The organism is Exiguobacterium sp. s83 (assembly GCF_018617095.1).
GTDB lineage: Bacteria > Bacillota > Bacilli > Exiguobacteriales > Exiguobacteriaceae > Exiguobacterium > Exiguobacterium profundum.
In genome coordinates this window covers 1,038,140-1,059,258 of sequence record NZ_JACSJP010000001.1, presented here as the reverse complement: position 1 = coordinate 1,059,258, position 21,119 = coordinate 1,038,140, and the positions used below count along the sequence as shown (strand labels likewise).

Annotated in this window: 21 protein-coding genes; 17 read left to right on the top strand and 4 right to left on the bottom strand. The window is 48.0% G+C overall.

Annotation, left to right across the window (positions count from 1 at the left end; genetic code table 11):
• Positions 1-16: 16 nt before the first annotated feature.
• The 5 genes from dxs to spo0A all read left to right on the top strand — a co-directional run bounded on the left by dxs (position 17) and on the right by spo0A (position 5,779).
• Entirely contained in the window at positions 17-1,909 is a 1,893-nt protein-coding gene (dxs, locus tag KNO73_RS05490; protein WP_215112390.1) for a 1-deoxy-D-xylulose-5-phosphate synthase, read from the top strand.
• A 6-nt stretch (positions 1,910-1,915) separates the two neighbouring features.
• Positions 1,916-2,731 carry a TlyA family RNA methyltransferase gene (locus tag KNO73_RS05485; protein WP_012726568.1) on the top strand — a complete coding sequence of 272 codons (816 nt, stop codon included), beginning with the start codon at positions 1,916-1,918 and terminating at the stop codon, positions 2,729-2,731.
• A gap of 155 nt (positions 2,732-2,886) precedes the next feature.
• Positions 2,887-3,336, top strand: a complete 450-nt coding sequence (gene ahrC / locus KNO73_RS05480) for a transcriptional regulator AhrC/ArgR (protein WP_012726567.1) — start codon at positions 2,887-2,889, stop codon at positions 3,334-3,336.
• A 13-nt stretch (positions 3,337-3,349) separates the two neighbouring features.
• A complete protein-coding gene (gene recN, locus KNO73_RS05475; RefSeq protein WP_078147102.1) occupies positions 3,350-5,047 on the top strand; it encodes a DNA repair protein RecN in 1,698 nt (565 codons plus the stop codon).
• A complete protein-coding gene (gene spo0A / locus KNO73_RS05470) occupies positions 5,048-5,779 on the top strand; it encodes a sporulation transcription factor Spo0A (RefSeq protein WP_074036711.1) in 732 nt (243 codons plus the stop codon).
• Positions 5,780-6,436: 657 nt separating this feature from the next.
• Here spo0A and KNO73_RS05465 read toward each other — a convergent pair.
• Entirely contained in the window at positions 6,437-6,685 is a 249-nt protein-coding gene (locus KNO73_RS05465) for a DUF2627 domain-containing protein (RefSeq protein WP_031423346.1), read from the bottom strand.
• A gap of 133 nt (positions 6,686-6,818) precedes the next feature.
• Between KNO73_RS05465 and KNO73_RS05460 the strand changes: the two genes are divergently transcribed.
• The 8 genes from KNO73_RS05460 to KNO73_RS05425 all read left to right on the top strand — a co-directional run bounded on the left by KNO73_RS05460 (position 6,819) and on the right by KNO73_RS05425 (position 16,436).
• Entirely contained in the window at positions 6,819-8,456 is a 1,638-nt protein-coding gene (locus KNO73_RS05460) for a sigma 54-interacting transcriptional regulator (protein ID WP_078147100.1), read from the top strand.
• Between the two features lie 121 nt (positions 8,457-8,577).
• A complete protein-coding gene (gene yqiS, locus KNO73_RS05455; protein ID WP_215112197.1) occupies positions 8,578-9,474 on the top strand; it encodes a phosphate butyryltransferase in 897 nt (298 codons plus the stop codon).
• Between the two features lie 25 nt (positions 9,475-9,499).
• On the top strand, positions 9,500-10,621 hold the full coding sequence (locus KNO73_RS05450) for a Glu/Leu/Phe/Val family dehydrogenase (protein WP_012726561.1): 1,122 nt from the start codon (positions 9,500-9,502) through the stop codon (positions 10,619-10,621).
• Position 10,622: 1 nt separating this feature from the next.
• On the top strand, positions 10,623-11,714 hold the full coding sequence (gene buk, locus KNO73_RS05445) for a butyrate kinase (RefSeq protein ID WP_215112196.1): 1,092 nt from the start codon (positions 10,623-10,625) through the stop codon (positions 11,712-11,714).
• Positions 11,698-13,107: a dihydrolipoyl dehydrogenase gene (gene lpdA / locus KNO73_RS05440; RefSeq protein ID WP_215112195.1), complete on the top strand. Its 1,410-nt coding sequence runs from the start codon at positions 11,698-11,700 to the stop codon at positions 13,105-13,107. Before buk ends, lpdA begins: the two co-directional genes overlap by 17 nt.
• A gap of 12 nt (positions 13,108-13,119) precedes the next feature.
• Complete coding sequence (locus tag KNO73_RS05435) at positions 13,120-14,127, top strand: thiamine pyrophosphate-dependent dehydrogenase E1 component subunit alpha (RefSeq protein WP_370148335.1); 1,008 nt, start codon at positions 13,120-13,122, stop codon at positions 14,125-14,127.
• Positions 14,127-15,104, top strand: coding sequence for an alpha-ketoacid dehydrogenase subunit beta (locus KNO73_RS05430; RefSeq protein ID WP_078147095.1), 978 nt, complete (start codon positions 14,127-14,129; stop codon positions 15,102-15,104). Before KNO73_RS05435 ends, KNO73_RS05430 begins: the two co-directional genes overlap by 1 nt.
• A gap of 12 nt (positions 15,105-15,116) precedes the next feature.
• Positions 15,117-16,436, top strand: a complete 1,320-nt coding sequence (locus KNO73_RS05425) for a dihydrolipoamide acetyltransferase family protein (protein ID WP_251024853.1) — start codon at positions 15,117-15,119, stop codon at positions 16,434-16,436.
• Positions 16,437-16,476: 40 nt separating this feature from the next.
• On the opposite strand, the gene KNO73_RS05420 is transcribed toward KNO73_RS05425, so the two are convergent.
• From KNO73_RS05420 to KNO73_RS05410, 3 genes are all read right to left on the bottom strand, one after another.
• Positions 16,477-16,692, bottom strand: coding sequence for a hypothetical protein (locus KNO73_RS05420; protein WP_078147092.1), 216 nt, complete (start codon positions 16,690-16,692; stop codon positions 16,477-16,479).
• Between the two features lie 20 nt (positions 16,693-16,712).
• A complete protein-coding gene (locus KNO73_RS05415) occupies positions 16,713-17,087 on the bottom strand; it encodes a hypothetical protein (RefSeq protein WP_215112194.1) in 375 nt (124 codons plus the stop codon).
• Positions 17,088-17,205: 118 nt separating this feature from the next.
• On the bottom strand, positions 17,206-17,979 hold the full coding sequence (locus tag KNO73_RS05410; protein ID WP_031423357.1) for a sporulation protein: 774 nt from the start codon (positions 17,977-17,979) through the stop codon (positions 17,206-17,208).
• A gap of 99 nt (positions 17,980-18,078) precedes the next feature.
• Between KNO73_RS05410 and KNO73_RS05405 the strand changes: the two genes are divergently transcribed.
• The 4 genes from KNO73_RS05405 (at position 18,079) to KNO73_RS05390 (ending at position 21,098) form a co-directional block, all read left to right on the top strand.
• Entirely contained in the window at positions 18,079-19,263 is a 1,185-nt protein-coding gene (locus KNO73_RS05405; RefSeq protein ID WP_215112388.1) for a class I SAM-dependent methyltransferase, read from the top strand.
• Between the two features lie 35 nt (positions 19,264-19,298).
• Positions 19,299-19,727: a BrxA/BrxB family bacilliredoxin gene (locus KNO73_RS05400; protein WP_215112193.1), complete on the top strand. Its 429-nt coding sequence runs from the start codon at positions 19,299-19,301 to the stop codon at positions 19,725-19,727.
• Positions 19,728-19,783: 56 nt separating this feature from the next.
• On the top strand, positions 19,784-20,125 hold the full coding sequence (locus tag KNO73_RS05395) for a DUF952 domain-containing protein (protein ID WP_074036735.1): 342 nt from the start codon (positions 19,784-19,786) through the stop codon (positions 20,123-20,125).
• 181 nt (positions 20,126-20,306) lie between these two features.
• Positions 20,307-21,098 carry a transporter substrate-binding domain-containing protein gene (locus tag KNO73_RS05390; RefSeq protein WP_215112192.1) on the top strand — a complete coding sequence of 264 codons (792 nt, stop codon included), beginning with the start codon at positions 20,307-20,309 and terminating at the stop codon, positions 21,096-21,098.
• The last annotated feature ends 21 nt before the right edge of the window (positions 21,099-21,119 follow it).

The window sequence follows — 21,119 nt, the reverse complement described above, 5'->3', positions numbered from 1 at the left end:
AGAAAGGATGGTCATTATGGACTTGACATCCATTCAAGACCCGTCGTTCCTGAAACGGATGTCTGTATCAGAGCTCGAATCGCTCGGTTCAGACATTAGACGATTCTTGATTGAAAAATTGGCAGTGACGGGAGGGCATTTGGCGCCAAACTTGGGAGTTGTAGAGTTGACGCTTGCCTTGCACCGTGTATTTGACAGTCCGAAAGACCAACTCGTATGGGACGTCGGTCATCAAGCATACGTTCATAAAATTTTGACAGGACGTACGAACCAGTTTGATACTCTCCGACAATACAATGGGTTATGTGGTTTCCCGAAACGTTGTGAGAGCGAGCATGATGTGTGGGAAACAGGGCACAGTTCGACTTCTCTCTCTGCAGCCATGGGGATTGCGATTGCGAATGAATTGAAAGGGCGCGCCAACGATCGTGCCATCGCCATCATCGGTGACGGTGCTTTGACTGGGGGGATGGCACTTGAAGCCCTCAATCACATCGGTGCCGAGAAACAGAACGTGATTGTCATTCTAAATGATAACGAGATGTCGATTGCGCCGAACGTAGGAGCGATGCATAATATGCTTGGTCGTATCCGGGCATCGCGCAAGTTGAAGCATGCTCGAGAAGAAATGGAGTCACTCATCAAACACATCCCGCTCGTCGGGAGTTCACTTGAACGGAGCGGGGAACGGATGAAGGACCTCTTAAAATCTGCTCTCATTCCGGGAACGTTCTTTGAAGAACTTGGCTTCACTTACTTTGGGCCGACAGATGGGCATGATTTGAAAGACTTGCTCGAAACGCTTGAGTACGCGAAGAAAATCGACGGTCCGGTTCTCGTCCACGTCATTACGAAAAAAGGGAAGGGATATCGTCCGGCCGAATTGGACGGTGTCGGAACATGGCACGGTCTTGGACCTTATAAAATTGAATCTGGTGAAGTCATCAAAGGCAAACCGAAAGGACCAAGCTATTCGAAAGTCGTCGCGGAGACGATCACGAAAGTGGCTGAGTCAGACGAACGGGTGACGTTGATCACACCAGCGATGAGTGTCGGTTCGAAACTCGATTGCTTTACGAAGAAATTCCCGGAGCGTATGTTTGATGTCGGAATTGCCGAGCAACATGCGGTCACCCTCGCTGGGGGACAGGCGACGCAAGGGTTGAAACCGGTCGTCTCGATTTATTCGACCTTCTTCCAACGCGCGTATGATCAACTAGTCCATGACATTTGTCGTCAAAACTTGAACGTCGTGTTCACGATTGACCGATCTGGACTTGTCGGAGCGGATGGAGAGACGCACCAAGGTGTGTTCGATATCGCCTTCATGCGTCACGTGCCAAACATTCGAATCTTGATGGCAAAAGATGAAGAAGAATTACAACAACTCGTTTATTCTGCACTCCGTTACGATGGTGGACCGATTGCGATTCGTTTCCCGCGTGGCGAAGGGATCGGTGTTCCGATGAGTGAGACGCTTCAAGTAATTTCACTCGATGATTGGGAAGTCGAGGCAGAAGGGACAGATGTCGCTATCTTGACGTTCGGTCCTCAAGTGCAAGACGCCCTCGAAGTCCGAGCACTATTAGAAGGTAAGCTCAGTGTGCGCGTCATTAACTGTCGTAGCATCAAGCCGCTCGATGATGCGATGCTGACTTCACTTTATGCAGAGGGGATTCCGCTCGTGACATTAGAAGAGGCTGCTCTCGCCGGTGGCTTTGGAAGTAGCGTGCTTGAACACGCGAATGAAGCCGGAGCGTTTCCACGGATTCAACGTCTCGGTATTCCGGATCGATATATCGAGCATGGCGGTGTCAACCAGCTCCTAGAAGAGATTGGACTGCGACCTGCCCAAATGGCGGAATCGATTGAACGGTTCGTCATGGAGACAAATCGACAGAATGTGTGAGGGATTATGGAAAAAAGAAAGAAAACTAGATTAGATGTATTGCTCGTCGAACGTGGACTTGCTGAAACACGGGAAAAGGCAAAACGGTCGGTCATGGCCGGTCTCGTCTATAGTGGGACAGAACGTCTAGACAAGGCGGGCGATAAAGTGTTTGATGATATCCCTCTCGAAGTGAAGGGTCAAGTTCTTCCTTATGTTGGACGTGGCGGCTTGAAACTCGAGAAAGCGCTCGACGTCTTCCCGCTCGATGTCTTTGGACGAGTCGGAATCGACATCGGCTCATCGACGGGTGGGTTCACGGACTGTGCGCTTCAAAACGGCGCGACTCAAATGTACGCGGTCGATGTCGGCTATAATCAGCTTGCCTGGAAACTACGGAGCGATGATCGCGTCGTCGTCATGGAGCGGATGAACTTCCGCCACGCGACGGCCGATCAGTTCCCGATTCAACCAGATTTCGCAACGATTGACGTCTCCTTTATCTCGCTTCGTCTGATGGTGCCGCCGCTGAAACAAATCTTGAAGCAAGACGGTGTCGTCATGGCGCTCGTCAAACCTCAATTTGAAGCAGGGAAGGCCGATGTCGGGAAAAAAGGAATTGTTCGGGACCGTAACGTCCATGAACGAGTCGCAAGCGATATGGTCCGATACTTCGCATCGGAAGGCTTCTTTGTCGAAGCGCTGGATTACTCTCCGATCACTGGAGGGGATGGGAACATCGAGTTTCTTCTCTTCGCTCGGTATACGGGAGTAGGTGGCGTCTCGCCATCGCTACAAGTCGAAGAGGTCGTAAATGCGGCCCATGCCAAACTGAAGGGATAAAATGATGCTACAGACCTCGTTGTCTGTAGCTTTTTCCTTTACTCGTCTACTAGATGGGGAATGGTGGAAATCCCACCTGGAATGCTAGACCTTTTTTCGACAATACTTTAGAATGATAATGTGTATGTGAAACGAAAAATGAGGTGTCAGCGCTTATGAACAAAGGACAGCGATTGATTAAAATTCGAGACATCGTGACGAATCGAGAAATCGAGACGCAAGATGAGTTGGTGGATGAGCTACGTCGCTCGGGGTACCCAGTCACACAGGCAACCGTGTCTCGGGATATTAAAGAGTTACATCTGGTCAAAGTCCCATTGAACGATGGACGATATAAGTATAGTCTGCCTGCCGATCAACGCTTTAATCCATACGGGAAAATGAAGCGAATCCTTAGTGACAGCTTCGTCTCGGTCGATTCTGCACAAAATTTGGTCGTCATGAAAGTGCTCCCGGGAAATGCTGATGCAATCGGCGTCTTGATTGATCATCTATCATGGGATGAATTGATTGGGACGGTGTGTGGAGATGATACGATTTTAATGATTGCACGCGACGAAGAGAAGGCGAAGCAAATCATCGATCGACTACTCGGAATGTTATGAGGTGAACGTACGTATGTTAGCAGAACTATCAATCAAACAGTTTGCGATTATTGACGAATTAAACATTCCGTTTAATCGAGGTATGACTGTGCTCACGGGTGAGACAGGTGCCGGTAAATCGATCTTGTTGGATGCGATTGGATTGCTTGTTGGAGGACGTGGCTCAAGTGAGTTCGTGCGATATGGTCAAGATAAAGCTGAAATCGAAGGTCTGTTCATGATTGAACCGGATCACCCGGTCATCGAAGCGGCCGAACAATATGGCATCGATGTTGAAGATGGGACAGTCATCTTACGTCGAGACCTACATAGTAGCGGGAAGAGCGTCTGTCGTGTGAACGGGAAAATGATGCCGCTCTCGACGTTACGGGAGTTCGGACGGCTCCTGGTCGATATTCACGGTCAACATGAACATCAACATTTAATGGATGCGGAATTTCACCTTGGCATATTAGACCATTTCGCCGAAAAAGAAATCAGTCCGTTAGTCGAGGAATATCAAACGGCATTTGCGGCCTGGAAACAAGTCGCCGATGAATTGAAGCGTCTTAGTCAAAGTGAGCAGGAGCTTGCTCAACGAATGGATCTTTTGTCGTTTCAAACGAAAGAAATCGAAGCGGCTGAATTAAAAGTTGGGGAAGAACAGGCGTTGACAGAAGAACGGGATGAATTGGCCAACTTTGAACGCATTCATCAACACATTCGTCTCTCCTATGAGGCGGTTGCCGAGGAGTCAAATGGACTCGATCAAATCGGAGTGGCGATGCGCGAGATGGAAGAGGCGTCACAGCTCTCTTCGTCTTTGACATCTGTATCGGAGACAATCTCTAACGCTTATTATTTGTTGGAGGATGCAAAGTTTCAACTCCGGGACCAGTTAGATTCGCTCGAATTTGACCCGATTCGATTGGATGAGATTGAGTCACGATTGGCTCTTTTCCAGCAATTGAAACGAAAGTATGGGACGACCATCGAAGAAGTCATCACCTACGGCGAACAAGTGTCGGATGAATTGAAGTCGATGACGAACCGTGAAGAGCATTTACAAACGCTCTCAGATGAACTCATTCGATTAGAGCAAATTGCAAGAGAAGCTGGCATGAGACTGTCTTCAGCGCGTAAGATGGCTGCGGAGTCGCTTCAGCATGCGATTCATCGAGAGTTGAAAGAACTATATATGGAAAAAACAGCGTTCGAGGTCCGTTTTAAAACTACATCGCTTAAACAAGATGGTTTAGATGACGTAGAGTTTTACATGATGACGAACGTTGGAGAACCGTTCAAACCGCTCGCAAAAGTCGCTTCAGGAGGAGAACTTTCCCGTGTCATGCTCGCACTCAAATCAATCTTTTCAAGAACGGTTGGAGTGGCCTCCATTATTTTTGACGAGGTCGACACAGGGGTCTCTGGACGTGTCGCGCAGGCGATGGGTGAAAAGATCTTCCGACTTTCTGTCGGCTCTCAAGTCCTCTGTATCACGCACTTGGCACAAGTTGCTGCGATGGCAGACCAACATCTTTACATTACGAAAACCGAAACGAATGAACGGACGAAAACAAATGTGACGTCCCTCGACCGTGAAAGTCGAATCGACGAATTGGGTCGCATGATTGCTGGCGCTCAAATGACAGACTTGACGAAGCAACACGTCGAAGAATTACTTGAGATGTCACAACAAGTAAAACAGAAGTTCATCAAAGGAGTGTCATAAGTGATTACATTATGTATTGCGGACGACAATCGAGAAATCGTCGATTTGTTGAGCCGACAATTAGAATCTGAGCCTGATCTTCGTGTCGTAGGTACGGCACACGATGGAGAAACATGCTTGGATGTCGTCAAGACACACCAACCGGATGTACTCTTACTCGATATTATCATGCCGCATTTGGATGGAATCGGAGTATTGCAACGCCTAAATGAAGAATTAGGTGATGACAAACCGGAAGTGATCATGTTGAGCGCGTTTGGAAAAGATGAAGTGACGAAACAGGCCGTGCAACTCGGGGCCTCTTATTTTCTCGTCAAACCGTTCAATATTCAACAGTTATTAACGAAAATTCGTGAATTGTCAGAAGGAACAAATCGAGAATTCGACGGAATGACGCCAGAAGAAATTGAAATCTCACTCCTGCTTCAGCAACTCGGAATCTCTCCGCGAATCAAAGGGTTCAAGTATATCCGTCAAGCTGTCATTTACGTGCGAGAACGCCAAGATTTGCTCGGTCTCATCACGAAAGAATTATATCCGATGGTCGCAAAAGAGCATGAGACGACATCTTCTCGTGTAGAACGAGCAATGCGTCATGCAATCAAGACGGCATGGGAGAACGGCATGCGCGATCATGAGATGTTCGAAGGGCGACCGGAGCGTGAGCGAAGCCCGAAAAACTCGGAGTTTATCTCGTACTTCGTCACGTATGTATCGTTTAAGAATAATTGAATCATTTCATGAGGACTAAGTCGTGATGGGACTTAGTCTTTTTTAATGAAACAATTACTTTAAGATTTATTTACTTTATGAAAGAAAGCGCTTGCAAAATGGTGGGCCTTTGTTATAATAAAGATGTACCAAGTTACTTGGACAAGCGTCAGATGAACGCTTTTCAAACTTGTTCCGGAGCAACGTTTGAAGAAACCAAATCATCTCGGTTCGCTATCCGATTATAGCTCAGAGGTGGGAACGACACCTCAAGTCGTTAATGTCCCGACGTGAGGTCGCGACAGTCGCTCATTCGCGAGGCGATTCTATCATCAACTCGAAGCTAGGGGTTGATATAGGAAAAAACAATCGTTCAGTTAACCAAAAGGAGTGTTGTCAACCGTTGAACAGTTTATGGCAAGCGTTCGACTTCACGATGGATGGTTCGACATGATCCGATAAGTAAATCAGTTAGTAACTCGAATGGTAAGATTCCGTTCACGCAAGACGGCAGTTACTAAAGTTCTTTCATACTTCTTCATTAAGAAGACGTTGGATTTCATGTCAAAGTAAGTAACGTAGTTTGAAAGGAGATCATCCGTAGTGATCACAATTCAATATGAATAAAAGGTTCCGCACTTGAAATGAAGTCAAGTTAGGGAACCTTTTTTTGTGTGCTTATGAGTCGAGGCGTTGTACTTTTCCTGTTTTTTTGTCGCGGTTAAAAATATAGCCGGCTACAAATCCGATCCCGCCCATGGCGAGCAGAAGCCCAAAGGTCCCCTGCAACATGGAGGCGGCAGCGAGTGAATCGAACCATGAAAACGGTGCGCTCGTCTTCAAAAAGAAGCTATCACGTAGCAATTTGATTCCGTAAACACCTAATAACCCAGGGACGATTAAGATTAGAAGCGCGATAAAACGCATGCAATCTCCTCCTTTACCATACATTATTTTAACAGAAATCGATCTGTTCGACACGGTCTATTTTGGGCAGCTTGCGAATCAGGTGCGGATTCAGTAGCATGAAATAGAGAAGAATGATGATGGGGGAATATGTATGAATAAACGATTGATGATTGTGGGGGCAGGAAAAGGGGGGACCGAAGTCCTTCATATGCTGATGGATTCGCCGCTTGCAACGATTGTAGCGGTCGTAGATTCTGATACATCTGCAGAAGGAATAGCCCTTGCTAAAAGTTATGGCATATCTGTGGCGGACGATTGGAAACAGTATGCGGATGCGACACTAGATTTTGTCATCGAAACGACGGGGAAACATCAAACGTTTGAACAATTAAAGGATCATTTCAAGGATGCGGTCGTCTTACCAGGGGAATTTATTCGGATTGTGGTCGAACGATTGAAACAGAATCAACAAATGCTCGAGGCCATCATTGAATGTACGAGTGAGGCCATATCGGTCGCAGATCATCACGGTAACACGATTTTGATCAATCCGTCTTATACACGGTTGACCGGATTCAAAAAAGAAGATGTGGTCGACAAACCAGCGACGGCAGATATCGGAATGCAGGAAAGCGTCCATTTGAAAGTACTATCGACCGGGCAAGGCGTTCGAGACATTCGGATGCAAATTGGGGCGACGAGACGAGATATTCTTGTGAATGCAGAACCGATCATCGTTGAAGGAAAGTTGCGAGGCTCGGTTGGGGTCATCCGTGACGTATCTCAGATTCGTGCCCTACGTGATGAATTGCAGGAGGCAAAAACACGCATCCGGAATCTAGAAGCCAAATATCAGTTTGCCGATATCATTGCGACGAGTGACGCCATGCGATTTGTCATCGAGCAGGCGAAACTTGCCGCTGTGACCCCAGTGACGGTATTGATTCGCGGAGAATCGGGAACAGGAAAAGAACTGTTCGCCCATGCCATTCACGGAGAATCTCCTCGAAAATATAAAAAGTTCATTCGCGTGAACTGTGCGGCGATTTCACCTACCCTTCTTGAAAGTGAGCTATTCGGTTATGAAGATGGAGCCTTCAGTGGAGCTAAACGAGGCGGGAAAACCGGATATTTCGAAGAAGCGGATGGCGGATCACTCTTTCTAGACGAAATCGGAGAGCTCCCTCTTGATGTCCAAGTGAAGCTCTTACGTGTCCTCCAGGAAAATGAAATTGTCCGTGTCGGAGGGACGACGGCAATCCCAATCGATGTCCGAATCATTGCCGCAACGAATGCCGATCTCGAACAAAAAGTAGCAGACGGAACATTCCGGGAAGATTTGTATTACCGAATCAATCGGATGCCGATCCATATCCCACCATTACGTGAGCGATTAAATGAACTCGAGGCACTATGTGAACGGATAATCCGTAAACTGAATCAAGAATACGGTCGTAGTGTACGTGGCGTTGACGAAGATGCCTTAACATTACTGAAGAGCCAGCATTGGAAAGGGAATGTGCGAGAACTGGAGAATGTGATTGGTCGTGCGATGATTTATATGGCAAGCTCCGAACAGTGGATTGCCCCACATCATTTGCAGTTATCCAATCGTTCCACGAGTCAAAAAGTGGTCGAATCTGGAACGTTTCACGAGGCCGTTGCAAAATATGAACGCGATTTGATTGAACGAGCAATTGAAGAGGCAAGTGGCAACAAATCAGAAGCAGCCCGCCGATTGAAGATTTCGATTCGAACATTATACAACAAGCTCGACACCACGCAATAATTTGCAGGAAAATTTATGCACGGTAAGCATTAATTTGCATGGTCATCCGCATTATAAAACGCTTACAATTTAGGAAACAAACTTGCTTATGATATAGTGTAGAGAGCAAGGGGGGACAATGATGAATTTTGAACGGATGCTGACGAACGCAAAAGAGTTAGAAGGCTGTACCGTGTCCATTGCGGGGGCAGCGGACGAAGAAGTCATCCGGGCCGTAAAACTCGCTACGGATCATGGACTGTCACGCTTCATTTTGTTCGGTGAAGCTCGAGACATCCGAAAGTTATGTGAACAGCATGGAATCGATAAGTTAGCCGTCGATATTTTACATGCGAAAGGTGACGTTGAGATTGCGCGACGTGCCGCATTAGCTGTGAAAAATAAAGAGGCGGACGTCCTCATGAAGGGGATGGTGTCGACATCGACATTTATGAAAGCCGTCCTTAATCGTGAAGCTGGACTCCGTACGAAGCGGACGCTCAGCCACATCGCACTATTCCAAATTCCGAATCGTGAAAAGTTGATTGGAGTGACGGATGCGGCGATTCATATCGCACCGACACTCGAAGAGAAGGTCGAAATTATTCACAATGCGGTAGAAGCGATGCATGACATCGGTTACGAATCGCCGAAAGTCGCAGCCATTGGAGCAGTCGAGGTAGTCAATCCACAAATGAATGCGACTCTCGATGCGGCACTACTTAGCCAAATGAATCGACGTGGACAAATCAAGGGCTGTGTCGTAGATGGACCTCTCGCGCTCGACAACGCTGTCGACATGGTCGCAGCAAAGCAAAAAGGAATCAACAGTGAAGTTGCCGGTCAAGCCGATTTATTAGTCGTACCTTACATAGAGGTCGGCAACGTCCTTTATAAATCAATCATGTATTTCGCAGAGGCGAGCGTAGCGGCGATTGTCGTCGGCGCATCTGCCCCTGTTGTATTGACAAGTCGTGCCGATACTGCCGAAGCGAAGCTATATTCGCTCGCGTTCGCTTTGTTACATGCTAAACATTAATCGTACTTAACAGGAGGAATTAATCATGATGGAAACAAACACTGAGCCACGCTTCCGTATTTTTGATGTCTTACAATCTGAGGACTATGAGCAAATCGTATTTTGCCAAGACCAAGCGTCTGGACTAAAGGCGATCATCGCCATCCATGACACGACGCTCGGGCCAGCTCTCGGTGGACTACGTATGTGGAACTATGAATCAGAACAAGAGGCACTCACGGATGTGTTGCGTCTCGCAAAAGGAATGACATATAAAAATGCTGCAGCGGGTCTCAACCTTGGGGGCGGGAAGGCCGTCATCATCGGAAATGCGAAGACAGATAAATCAGAGGCGCTCTTCCGTGCATTCGGACGATATGTTCAATCTCTTAGTGGTCGTTACATCACGGCTGAAGATGTAAATACAACAGTTGCCGACATGGACTTCATTCACATGGAAACGGATTACGTCACGGGCGTCAGTCCTGCATTCGGTTCAAGTGGTAACCCTTCACCGGTCACGGCATATGGTGTGTATCGTGGAATGAAAGCTGCTGCGAAATGGAAATTTGGGACAGACTCGCTCGCAGGGAAAACCGTTGCTGTACAAGGTGTTGGAAACGTTGCCTACAACCTGTGCCGTCACCTCCACGAAGAGGGTGCTCATTTGATTGTGACTGACATTAACGAGGAAGCACTCAAACGTGCCGAAGCAGACTTTGGTGCGACGGTCGTCAAACCGGATGAGATTTACGCGGTCGAATGTGACATTTTCGCTCCATGTGCCCTCGGTGCCGTCATCAACGACAAAACAATTCCACAATTGAAAGCACAAATCGTCGCAGGTGCTGCCAACAACCAATTGGCAGAAGATCGTCACGGAGACGTGCTCGACGAAAATGGAATTCTATACGCACCAGACTTCGTCATTAATGCAGGTGGTGTCATCAACGTCGCAGACGAACTTGAAGGCTACAACCGTGAACGGGCAATGAAGAAAGTCGAACTCATCTATGACAACATGATGCGCGTCTTTGAAATCGCAGAACGTGATGGTGTACCAACGCATGTAGCGGCCGATAAGATGGCGGAAGAGCGGATTCACATGATGTCGCGTTCACGCAGCCAGTTCCTTAAAGTTGAAAAAAGCATTCTAGGGAGACGCTAAGATGACAAAACGGCTAATTCTTGCAATCAACCCAGGGTCGACCTCGACGAAAGTTGGATTGTTTGCTGGGAAGGAAGAAGTGATGACACGCACGGTCCGACATGCGATCGATGTGACGGGTCTCACACTTCCAGAGCAGTTGCCTCATCGTGAGCAAGAAGTACGTGCCTTGTTAGAAGAGACGGGCATCGCGGTCAATGATTTGACCGCGATCGTCGGTCGTGGTGGCTTGCTTGCACCAATGACGTCAGGAACGTATACAGTCAACGATCTCATGCGTGAAGATTTGACGAGCGGACGTTTCGGGATGCATGCATCGAATCTCGGTGGTCTGATCGCTTCGAAAATCGGTGGGGCTGAAGGGATTCCTAGTTTCATAGTGGATCCGGTCGTCGTCGATGAGATGGACGAGTTGGCCCGTAAGACCGGCATGCCAGAAATCAATCGTCGTAGCATTTTCCATGCCCTCAATCAAAAGGCTGTCGCGAAACGATTCGCGGCCGAAAATGGAAGCGATTACAATGAGCTGAATCTTATCGTTGCGCATCTTGGTGGGGGAATCACAGTCGGTGCCCATGCGGCAGGTCGAGTCATCGACGTGAATAATGGTCTTGACGGAGATGGACCGCTCGCGCCGGAGCGGGCAGGCTCGATTCCTGTTGGACAGGTAGTAGAACTATGTTATAGTACCAGGTATAAAGAATCGGAAATGAAAAAGAAAATTGTCGGTCAGGGCGGCCTGTTTGCTCATCTCGGTACATTCGATGCCATTGAGATTGAGCAGCGGGTCGAATCAGGTGATGATGAGGCGAGGCTGTTGTATGAGACGATGGCTTATCGTGTCGCTCAAGAGATTTCAAAACACGGCGCGACATTATGCGGTCGTGTGGATGCCATCTTACTGACGGGCGGGATTGCATATTCCGAGTGGCTGACTGAAAAAATCAAGGAGCGTGTCACTTATCTCGCGCCGGTACACGTATATCCGGGTGAAGATGAGCTTAAAGCGTTGGCTGAAGGTGCACTTCGCGTCATCGAGAAAGAAGAGACCGCACGAGTTTATGAGGGGGATACACATGGCACGAGAATTTGATGTTGTCGTCATCGGTGGAGGACCAGGAGGATATGTGGCTGCAATCAAGGCGGCCCAGGCTGATAAATCTGTCGCAATCGTCGAGGCGAGAAAGTTAGGCGGCACCTGCTTACATAGAGGTTGCATCCCGACGAAGGCACTTTTAAAAGCTGCACATGTCTATCAAACGGCGAAGCAAAGTACGACGTATGGCGTGGAGACGGGAGATGTGACGTTCAATATGGAACGGGCTCAAACATATAAACGTGATCTTGTGGCTGGTCTTGAAAAGGGAATCGAGCATTTGATGAAACAAGGGAAAATCGAAGTGTTTCGCGGAAAAGCCTCGATCCTTGGACCAAGCATCTTCTCACCTCAACCAGGGACTGTATCCGTTGAAGATGAAAGCGGTGAATCAGAACTGATTTTGCCGAATCAATTGATTATCGCGACAGGGTCGATTCCTCGTGAACTTCCTGGATTGCCGTTCGATCACAAGCGGATTTTGAATTCAGACGACCTCCTCAATTTTGAAACACTTCCTGAATCGATTGCGATTGTCGGTGGAGGGGTCATTGGAGTCGAATGGGCGTCCATGCTCGTCGATTTAGATGTGAACGTGACATTGATCGAAGTAGGAGATCGATTACTCCCACTCGAGGACAAGGCAGTCTCCCGTGAAGTGGAGCGTCTTTTAAAAAAGCGCGGAGTCCGTGTGAAGAAGAGCGTGACGGTCGACGCTGAACGAACATTGATTCACGAAAATGCAGTGGAGATTGCTGTCGGGGAAGAGATGTTACAAGTAGACTGTGTCCTCGTCTCGGTTGGCCGAGTTGCCAATACGGAAGACTTAGGTCTTCAAAACACGTCAATCGTCGTAGAGAACGGCATCATTCAAGTCGATAGCCAGTATCGGACGAAGGAACGTCATATCTTCGCAATCGGGGATTGCATCGGGAAGTTGCAACTCGCCCACGTCGCGTCGGCAGAAGGTGTGAAAGCGGTCGAAACGATTCTTGGTCTTGAGCCGACACCGCTCGATTACGCGCTCATTCCACGCTGTGTATACAGTGTCCCTGAAGTCGCTTCGGTCGGTTTGACAGAAGAAGCGGCAAAAGAGGCTGGACATGACGTCAAGACAGGAACGTACCGTTTCAATGGGCTCGGAAAAGCAAGAATTGAAGGACAAGCCGACGGATTCGTCAAACTCGTTTCGGACAAAGAAACAGACGACCTTCTCGGTGTTCATATCGTCGGACCGAAAGCGACCGAACTCATCACAGAAGGTGGACTCGCGCTCGTCTTGAACGCGACGGCTTGGGAGATGGGACAACTTGTGCACCCGCATCCTGCACTGAGCGAAGCCTTCCAAGAAGCGGCTCTTGCCGTCGATGGATTACCGATTCACGCCTAAGGAGGAACAAGGATGGAACAAATGACTGTAAACTCATATGAAGAGCTTGGTTTAACAAAACAAGATTTATTGGCGATGTACGAAACGATGGTTCGTGCCCGTAAAATTGATGAACGGATGTGGAAGTTGAACCGCGCCGGGAAAATCCCATTCGTCGTCTCATGTCAAGGACAAGAAGCGGCGCAAGTTGGTGCGGCGTTCGCCCTCGAGAAAGGGATTGATTATGTCCTACCTTACTATCGTGATGTGGCGGTCGTCCTTCACTTTGGTCAAACGTCAAGAGACTTGATGCTATCGGCATTCGCGAAAGCGGAAGATCCGAACTCAGGTGGTCGTCAGATGCCTGGTCACTTCGGATCGAAAGAACATCGCATCGTGACGGGTTCGTCTCCGGTCACGACACAAGTCCCTCATGCAGTCGGGATCGCACTTGCGGCGAAGATGAAAAAAGAAGAACTCGTCACGTTCGTTTCGTTCGGAGAAGGGTCTTCGAACCAAGGAGACTTCCATGAAGGCGCAAACTTTGCAGGTGTCCATAAGTTGCCGGTCATCTTGTTCTGTGAGAACAACAAGTATGCAATCTCGGTTCCACTTACAAAACAGTTGGCATGCGAGCGCGTGTCAGATCGAGCGAAAGGATATGGCATGCCAGGTGTGACAGTCGACGGGACAGACCCGATCGCTGTCTATGCGGTCGTGAAGGAAGCGCGTGAACGTGCACTTCGCGGAGAAGGACCGACGCTAATCGAAGCAGAAGTTGAACGTCTCGTGCCACACTCATCAGATGATGATGACAAAGCATACCGTTCAGCAGAAGAATTGGCAGGGTTAAAAGAGCGGGACGGCATTCAATTGTTCCGTCAACGACTTGTGAACGACGGAATCGCAACGGCGGATACACTTGCTGAAATCGATGCACAAATCGATGCTGAAGTGAATGAAGCGACGACATATGCGGACAAAGCACCGTATGCATCGCCTGAATCTGCACTGGATTACGTCTATGAGGAGGAAAAATGATGAAAACGTTTATCGAAGCGATCAATGAAGCGATTCATGAGGAAATGGAGCGCGACGAAAACGTCTTCGTCGTCGGGGAAGATGTCGGCGTTCGTGGTGGTGTATTCCGTGCCACACAAGGGTTGATTGAAAAATATGGAGAGGATCGTGTCATCGACGCACCGCTCGCTGAGAGTGCGATTGCCGGAGTCGGAGTCGGGGCTGCCATGTACGGCATGCGACCGATCGCAGAAATGCAATTCGCAGACTTTATCATGCCAGCAGTGAACCAAATCGTTTCAGAAGCGGCAAAAATTCGATACCGTTCAAACAACGATTGGACATGTCCGATGGTCATCCGTGCTCCTTTCGGTGGGGGTATTCACGGGGCTCTCTATCACTCGCAATCAGTCGAGGCGATGTTCAGTTCGACGCCAGGTCTTAAAGTCGTCATTCCATCTGACCCTGTCGATGCGAAGGGATTGTTGAAAGCAGCAATCCGTTCGAACGACCCTGTTCTTTTCTTTGAACATAAGCGTGCCTATCGTCTTTTGAAGGCGGAATTGCCGACGGACGAATACACGGTTGAAATTGGTAAGGCCGCTGTCAAACGGGAAGGTGACGATATCACGATCATCACGTACGGTCTTTGCGTGCATATGGCACAAGAGGCTGCGAAAACGCTCGAAGAAGAAGGAATCAGCACGCACATCCTCGATCTTCGTACCGTCTACCCGCTCGACCAAGAAGCGATCATCGAATCGGTCAAGAAGACGGGTAAAGTGTTACTCGTGACGGAGGACAACAAAGAAGGAAGCATCATCGGAGAAGTGGCGGCGATTATCGCGGAGAAGGCGCTTTTCGAACTCGATGCGCCGATTGAGCGTTTGGCTGGCCCCGATGTGCCGGCAATGCCGTATGCACCACCTATGGAAAAATTCTTTATCGTATCCCCAGAAAAAATTGCCGAGCGGGCGCGTCAGCTCGCAGCGTTTTAAGGAGGCATCTCCATGGAACAAACGATTACCATGCCCCAACTTGGGGAAAGTGTGACAGAAGGCACGATCACGACCTATCTCGTCAAACCGGGAGACCGTGTGGAAGAATATGAACCACTCGCGGAAGTCATGACGGACAAAGTGACGGCAGAGATTCCGGCGACTAGCGCAGGAGTCGTCAAAGAGTTTCTCATTCCAGAAGGGGAGACCGTCAGCGTCGGGACACCGGTATTGACGATGGAAGTCGAGAGCGCGGAGGAAGCGGCAGTTGAGACGAAGACAGAACCGATTGCAGAAACGCCACCTGCAGAATCCGTCTCTAAGCAAGCTGTCGCCACTGCACCGAAAAAACGAAGTGGAAACGGTCGATACTCTCCTGCTGTCATCCGACTCGCCAACGAGAATGATATCGATTTGAATGAACTGAGCGGAAGCGGTCTAGGCGGTCGGATCACGCGGAAAGATATTCTTCGTTACTTATCAGAAGGACGTCCGGCATCGACTTCTGAGCAAGCGACACAAGCGCCTGTCCAAGAGACGATGGTACAGACGAAGTTGGACGTTCCGACTGAGGCACCACGTCCTGTCGTTGAACCGTCACAACCGGTCGCATCATCATCGACTTCATCTGGCCGTTATGAATCGATTCCGACAGCCGGGGTACGTCAAGCGATTGCGAACAATATGGTTCGCTCGAAACACGAGGCTCCACACGCATGGCTCATGATTGAAGTGGATGTGACGAACCTCGTTGAAGCCCGTGCGAAATTGAAAGACGAGTTCATGAAACGGGAAGGTGTCAAATTGACGTTCATGCCGTTCTTCATGAAGGCAGCCATCGAAGCATTGAAGAAGTATCCGATGATGAACTCGGAGTGGGCAGGAGATCACATCAAAGTTCACCAAGACATCCATCTCTCGGTAGCCGTCGCGGCAAACGACGCCCTTTACGTACCGGTCATTCGCCAAGCGGATGAGAAGAATATTAAAGGACTAGCCGTTTCCCTTCAAGACGTGGCAACGCGAGCGCGTGAGAACCGCTTGAAGGCTGAAGAGATGCGTGGTGGGACATTCACCATCAACAACACAGGTGCGTTTGGTTCGATTCAATCGGCACCAATCTTGAATTACCCACAAGCGGCAATCCTATCGGTCGAGTCGATTGTGAAGCGTCCGGTCTGGATAAACGGGATGTTCGCGGCACGCGATATGGTCAACCTTTGTATGTCTGTCGACCATCGTGTCCTTGACGGTCTCGTCGCAGGTCAGTTCTTACAAGCGATCAAGCACTCACTCGAGTCGATTGACCCAAACACATATACCGTATATTGATTAAAAAATGGAGGCGCTCCCAGTGGGGTGCCTCCATTTCTTATGAGTTATAGCCAAGGAATACCGTGAAGACGAAGCTTGCGGCTGAGATCAGTAAGAGAAGAAACGACAAGGACATGCCTATTGTGACGAGTCCTTTGGAGAGTCGTGGTTTGGATTTATATAGTGCGAACGCAAACATGAGACTGAATAGGCCGAGTGTCGTGAATAGTGTGAGTGGAATTGCTCGGTCGTAAAGAAATTGAAGTAGATCCAATGTAGAATCATCCTTTCTAATCATGCACCTTCGAATCGTCTTTGATGGACACGGTACGTCAATCTGCTGACTACGACGAACACGAGAAGGAACATCCAGTATATAAAAATATAGTTTAATGAAAATGCAGAAACCCCATCACGTCTGACCGAAGAAATCCAAAGCAAAAGGAGTGAGGTAGGGAAATGAATCAATAGTACAAGATAGGGCATGAACTTCATGAATGATAAGGCGTTTGTCGACGGATTGCGCATGAGACACATGGCAATCAAACCAATCAGCACCTCGAGTCCACCAAGCGTGAAATAGGCGAGTGAATCAGAAAGACTGGTCTCTAGAATCGGTAAGGCAAGCGTTGCAAGACCAAGGCTCCCAATCATTATTAAAGCAAACAAGATGTAGTCACCTCCAGAAAAGGGTTTATTCCATATGTTCATTGTAAAAAAATGGATGCTTAAATTCAATACCTCAGAAAAACACGCCATTCATAGAAATGGCGTGTCAGTGATTTCCTCAAATCGATTGTTCAATCATCGATTCGATGTCGCGACGAACTTCAGCTACTGATAAACGTGCAGCGTCATAGCGTACACGATGAGTCGACTCGTCCGTTCCCGTCAAGTCAGCAAAGAGACTTCCGAGGTCGTGGACACTGCGGTCGACTTGAATGAGCAATTCGATGGCATCCTCGTCTTGTAGAATCACAACTTCTACCTCGTCTAACTGGCGACCGAATCGCGAACCGTTCGCTGAATACTCGAGTTCTTGGGCAATCGGAAGACGTCCCGAACGATGACGTGCCGGGAGCATCTCCGTGTCGGCTTTCTTCAAACGGAATCCGAGCTCGTCCATCGCATCTAATATGACTTGTTGAGCTGCATTCGGTTGTACGGTGATCGCATCTTCATCTTTTGGATCGACGGCTTGGGCGATATCAAGGCCCGTTTCAATCCATGATTTTGATTGGCTCACAGAGAGTGGCGTATTGAACGGGACGTTGACTGTGAACGGAATTTCTTTCACTTCTCCAGGACCAATCATAAACGGTGCTTCATTCAATAAGATTTTTTCGATGGTGAACGTCGAGTATGTCGACTTATCGTTCACCTCATGTTTATACAACGTATTGAAGAAGAGATAGATACTGTCGACGGATTGTTCGACCGAACCACCTTCGATATGGACGACTCCAGTGAGTTCTCCACCCGGTGTACAGTGGCTTTCATTCAAACGTGTGTCGACTTTTGCGGCACCGATTCCGATTGATGATAAAATCTTTTTAAACATATGTGTATCCTCCTTTGACGTAACGTCGTCTTCGTGTAATAGTATGTACGGACAGGTGAAACGATATGTTTCAAAATTTCTAAAAAAGGATTGAATCCATTGGAATATAAAGCGTTACAAGAGCGTCTCGCAGACGTCTTACAATCAAATCATCTCGTGTCGGCGACCATCAGTCAACCCCGTCAAAAATCTAGCGATCTCAGACGGGTCAAATTGAAACCGGTCATGCTACGAAATGCGTATCATATCCAGTTCGAGTATCAGTATGAGCGGGTGATGAACCATAAAAACTTGACACCAGATGAGGCTGTCACGGAAGTGAATGAGCTTCTCGAAACGTTCCGACAAGGACAGTTTCAGTTAAAAGATTCCGACCTCCAGTTCCAATTATCGAAAAAGTTCAAAGTGACATTGAAAGAAAAGCAGACGGCTCAAAAAGAAGTTCAACTGAGCCACAATCGGGAAAAACAGTACGTGCTTCCACTCGACGAGCCAGTTCCGTTTCTCATTCGACTCGGCATTCAGTCAACGGACGGAAAAGTGAAGCGTCAAAAGTATGACAAGTTCAAACAAATCAATCGTTTCCTCGAGTTCATTGAGGATTCACTGAAATACTTGCCGGCAGACCGTACCGTTCGAATCTTGGATTTCGGATCAGGGAAGTCGTATTTGACGTTCGCGCTCTATCATTTCCTTCATGAGATGAAAGGATATGACGTCCATATCACAGGGCTCGATTTGAAGAAAGAGGTCATTGAAGAGTGTGCATCGATTGCGAAAGATCTTGGATATGAACGGCTCGAATTTTTAGTCGGAGACATTAATGAATATGAAGGGGAAACAGCTGTTGATATGGTCGTGACCCTTCATGCATGTGATGTGGCGACAGACATGGCGTTGGCACGTGCCGTCCGCTGGGGCGCGAAAGTCATCTTGAGCGTTCCGTGTTGTCAAAAGGAATTGAATCGTCAAATTCAAGCGTCGAATTTAGACGTGATGCTCCAACATGGCTTGATCAAAGAACGGTTCGCCTCACTCGCGACCGATTCCATTCGGGCTGAACTGCTCGGACTTGTCGGGTATGATACCCAGCTGCTCGAATTCATCGACCTCGAGCATACGCCGAAAAATATCATGATTCGTGCCTACTTGACGAACCGTCAGGCGAGCGCAGAGACGAAGGCACGTTACCTTGCTTTCAAACAGATGTTAGGGGCAGACCCGTTCTTAGAACGTGAATTGAGCGATAGACTTGTCCTCGAGGTGGAACAAGACGTAAAATAAGGGAGTACAGACGAAATGTCGAAAGGGGAAACAACATGGATTTTCAATTATATTTTCAAGATGTAGTCGAACAAGCGCGTAACGAAGTACGTGCTGCAGGATACACAGAGCTCACGACACCGGAAGAAGTAGACGGAGCACTGAAAAAAGAAGGGAAGACACTCGTCCTCGTCAACTCGGTTTGTGGGTGTGCAGGCGGGATTGCTCGTCCAGCTGCCGCATACGTCAACAAGATCGAAGGTGTGAAGCCTGACCATTTCGTGACCGTGTTTGCTGGTCAAGACCGTGAAGCGACAGATCGTGCACGTGAGTATTTTGAAGGATATGCACCGTCTTCACCGTCAATCGCACTTCTTGAGGATGGCAACATCGTGACGATGGTAGAGCGTAGTGAAATCGAGTCATCGACTGCTGAAGAGCTCGTCGACCAATTGCAAACATTGTTCGACATCTACTTCGCATAATCAAGCATCGGCGCAAAGGCACTGCCTTTGCGTTTTTGTGAAAAGGGGCAGGGTATATGGAACCAGTCATCAAAATCATGACGGAGGCAGAATATATGATTGCCCTGTCACGCGGTGAAATCAATGAACCGTCACTTCAATCTGAAGGGACAATCAAATGTTGTACGCCGCAACAGATTGGAAAGGTCGTCAAAAAGTCGTATTCGGGTGAAGCGGTCGTTCTCGTATCGTTACACGTCAACCGACTTGGTCAGCTGCTACATTATGAATTGGATGAGGATGGAGAACGTTATCCACATGTGTATAGTGCCATCCCGATGACTTCGGTCAAACAGGTGCAACCGTATGGGTCACGCGACAATGGAACGGTCACATATTTCGCTTTCGAGCGAATGTGACCTTCTTTTTTATATAATTTGCATGAATATACTTTACAAGTAATAATTATGTGTATATAGTGGTTGAAGACACAAGTCGGACAACTGATGTGTCATAGAACAGTTGAGCTACGTTCACACATATGTCATAATTTTTTTAATGTTCTGATAATTATCATTCAACTATGAAAGGGAGATGAAGATGAAAAAAGGTTTTCTAGCATTATGTTTAGCAGGACTGGCCGCGTTCTCAGTCGCGTGTGGGGCAGACGTGAACGAAGGAGGATCGACATCGACCGATGGTGAGGATGACAAAGTCATCGTCATGGGTACAAGTGCCGATTACTTCCCATATGAGTTCGTCGATACAGCGAATGGCGACGAGATTGTCGGATTTGATATCGATATCGCCAAAAAAGTGGCAGAGAACATGGGATATGAATTGAAAATTGAAGATATGGATTTCGGAAGCTTACTTGGAGCCCTCAATGCAGGTCGAGTCGACTTCGTAATGGCGGGGATGACTCCGACAGAAGAGCGTAAAGAAAATGCCGATTTCTCAGATATTTATTTCACAGCGGTGAACTTTATCTTGTCAAAAGATGATTCGCTTCAATCACTTGAAGACTTGAAGGGGAAAAAGATCGGAGTCCAGCTCGGTTCGATTCAAGAAGGGATTGCACAAGATCAAATCACAGATGCTGAGATCGTCTCGTTGAACAAGATTCCTGAGATCATTCAAGAAATCAAGACAGGACGTATTGACGCGATGGTCATCGAAGATACGGTCGCGAAAAAATACCTCGAGCAAGATAGTGAATTGACGACATTTGAAATTGTGGACGAAGAAGAAGCAGGTTCTGCTGCTGCCTTCCGTAAAGATGATGAACTCCGCGATCAATTCAACGAAGAGTTGAAGAAGATGATCGACAGTGGAGAAATCGAAGAGTTAGCACAGAAATGGTTTGAAGAAGAGGCTGCGCCAGCCGAATAATGAATCGTACGAGGCTGACTG

Excerpts from the sequence above, each read along its gene's own strand:
- KNO73_RS05390 (WP_215112192.1), top strand. The coding sequence starts at position 20,307 with ATGAAAAAAGGTTTTCTAGCATTATGTTTAGCAGGACTGGCCGCGTTC.
- buk (WP_215112196.1), top strand. The coding sequence starts at position 10,623 with ATGACAAAACGGCTAATTCTTGCAATCAACCCAGGGTCGACCTCGACG.
- KNO73_RS05400 (WP_215112193.1), top strand. The coding sequence starts at position 19,299 with ATGGATTTTCAATTATATTTTCAAGATGTAGTCGAACAAGCGCGTAAC.
- dxs (WP_215112390.1), top strand. The coding sequence starts at position 17 with ATGGACTTGACATCCATTCAAGACCCGTCGTTCCTGAAACGGATGTCT.
- KNO73_RS05450 (WP_012726561.1), top strand. The coding sequence starts at position 9,500 with ATGATGGAAACAAACACTGAGCCACGCTTCCGTATTTTTGATGTCTTA.
- KNO73_RS05410 (WP_031423357.1), bottom strand. The coding sequence starts at position 17,979 with ATGTTTAAAAAGATTTTATCATCAATCGGAATCGGTGCCGCAAAAGTC.
- yqiS (WP_215112197.1), top strand. The coding sequence starts at position 8,578 with ATGAATTTTGAACGGATGCTGACGAACGCAAAAGAGTTAGAAGGCTGT.
- recN (WP_078147102.1), top strand. The coding sequence starts at position 3,350 with ATGTTAGCAGAACTATCAATCAAACAGTTTGCGATTATTGACGAATTA.
- lpdA (WP_215112195.1), top strand. The coding sequence starts at position 11,698 with ATGGCACGAGAATTTGATGTTGTCGTCATCGGTGGAGGACCAGGAGGA.
- ahrC (WP_012726567.1), top strand. The coding sequence starts at position 2,887 with ATGAACAAAGGACAGCGATTGATTAAAATTCGAGACATCGTGACGAAT.
- KNO73_RS05460 (WP_078147100.1), top strand. The coding sequence starts at position 6,819 with ATGAATAAACGATTGATGATTGTGGGGGCAGGAAAAGGGGGGACCGAA.
- KNO73_RS05425 (WP_251024853.1), top strand. The coding sequence starts at position 15,117 with ATGGAACAAACGATTACCATGCCCCAACTTGGGGAAAGTGTGACAGAA.
- KNO73_RS05485 (WP_012726568.1), top strand. The coding sequence starts at position 1,916 with ATGGAAAAAAGAAAGAAAACTAGATTAGATGTATTGCTCGTCGAACGT.
- KNO73_RS05430 (WP_078147095.1), top strand. The coding sequence starts at position 14,127 with ATGAAAACGTTTATCGAAGCGATCAATGAAGCGATTCATGAGGAAATG.
- KNO73_RS05465 (WP_031423346.1), bottom strand. The coding sequence starts at position 6,685 with ATGCGTTTTATCGCGCTTCTAATCTTAATCGTCCCTGGGTTATTAGGT.
- KNO73_RS05435 (WP_370148335.1), top strand. The coding sequence starts at position 13,120 with ATGGAACAAATGACTGTAAACTCATATGAAGAGCTTGGTTTAACAAAA.
- KNO73_RS05395 (WP_074036735.1), top strand. The coding sequence starts at position 19,784 with ATGGAACCAGTCATCAAAATCATGACGGAGGCAGAATATATGATTGCC.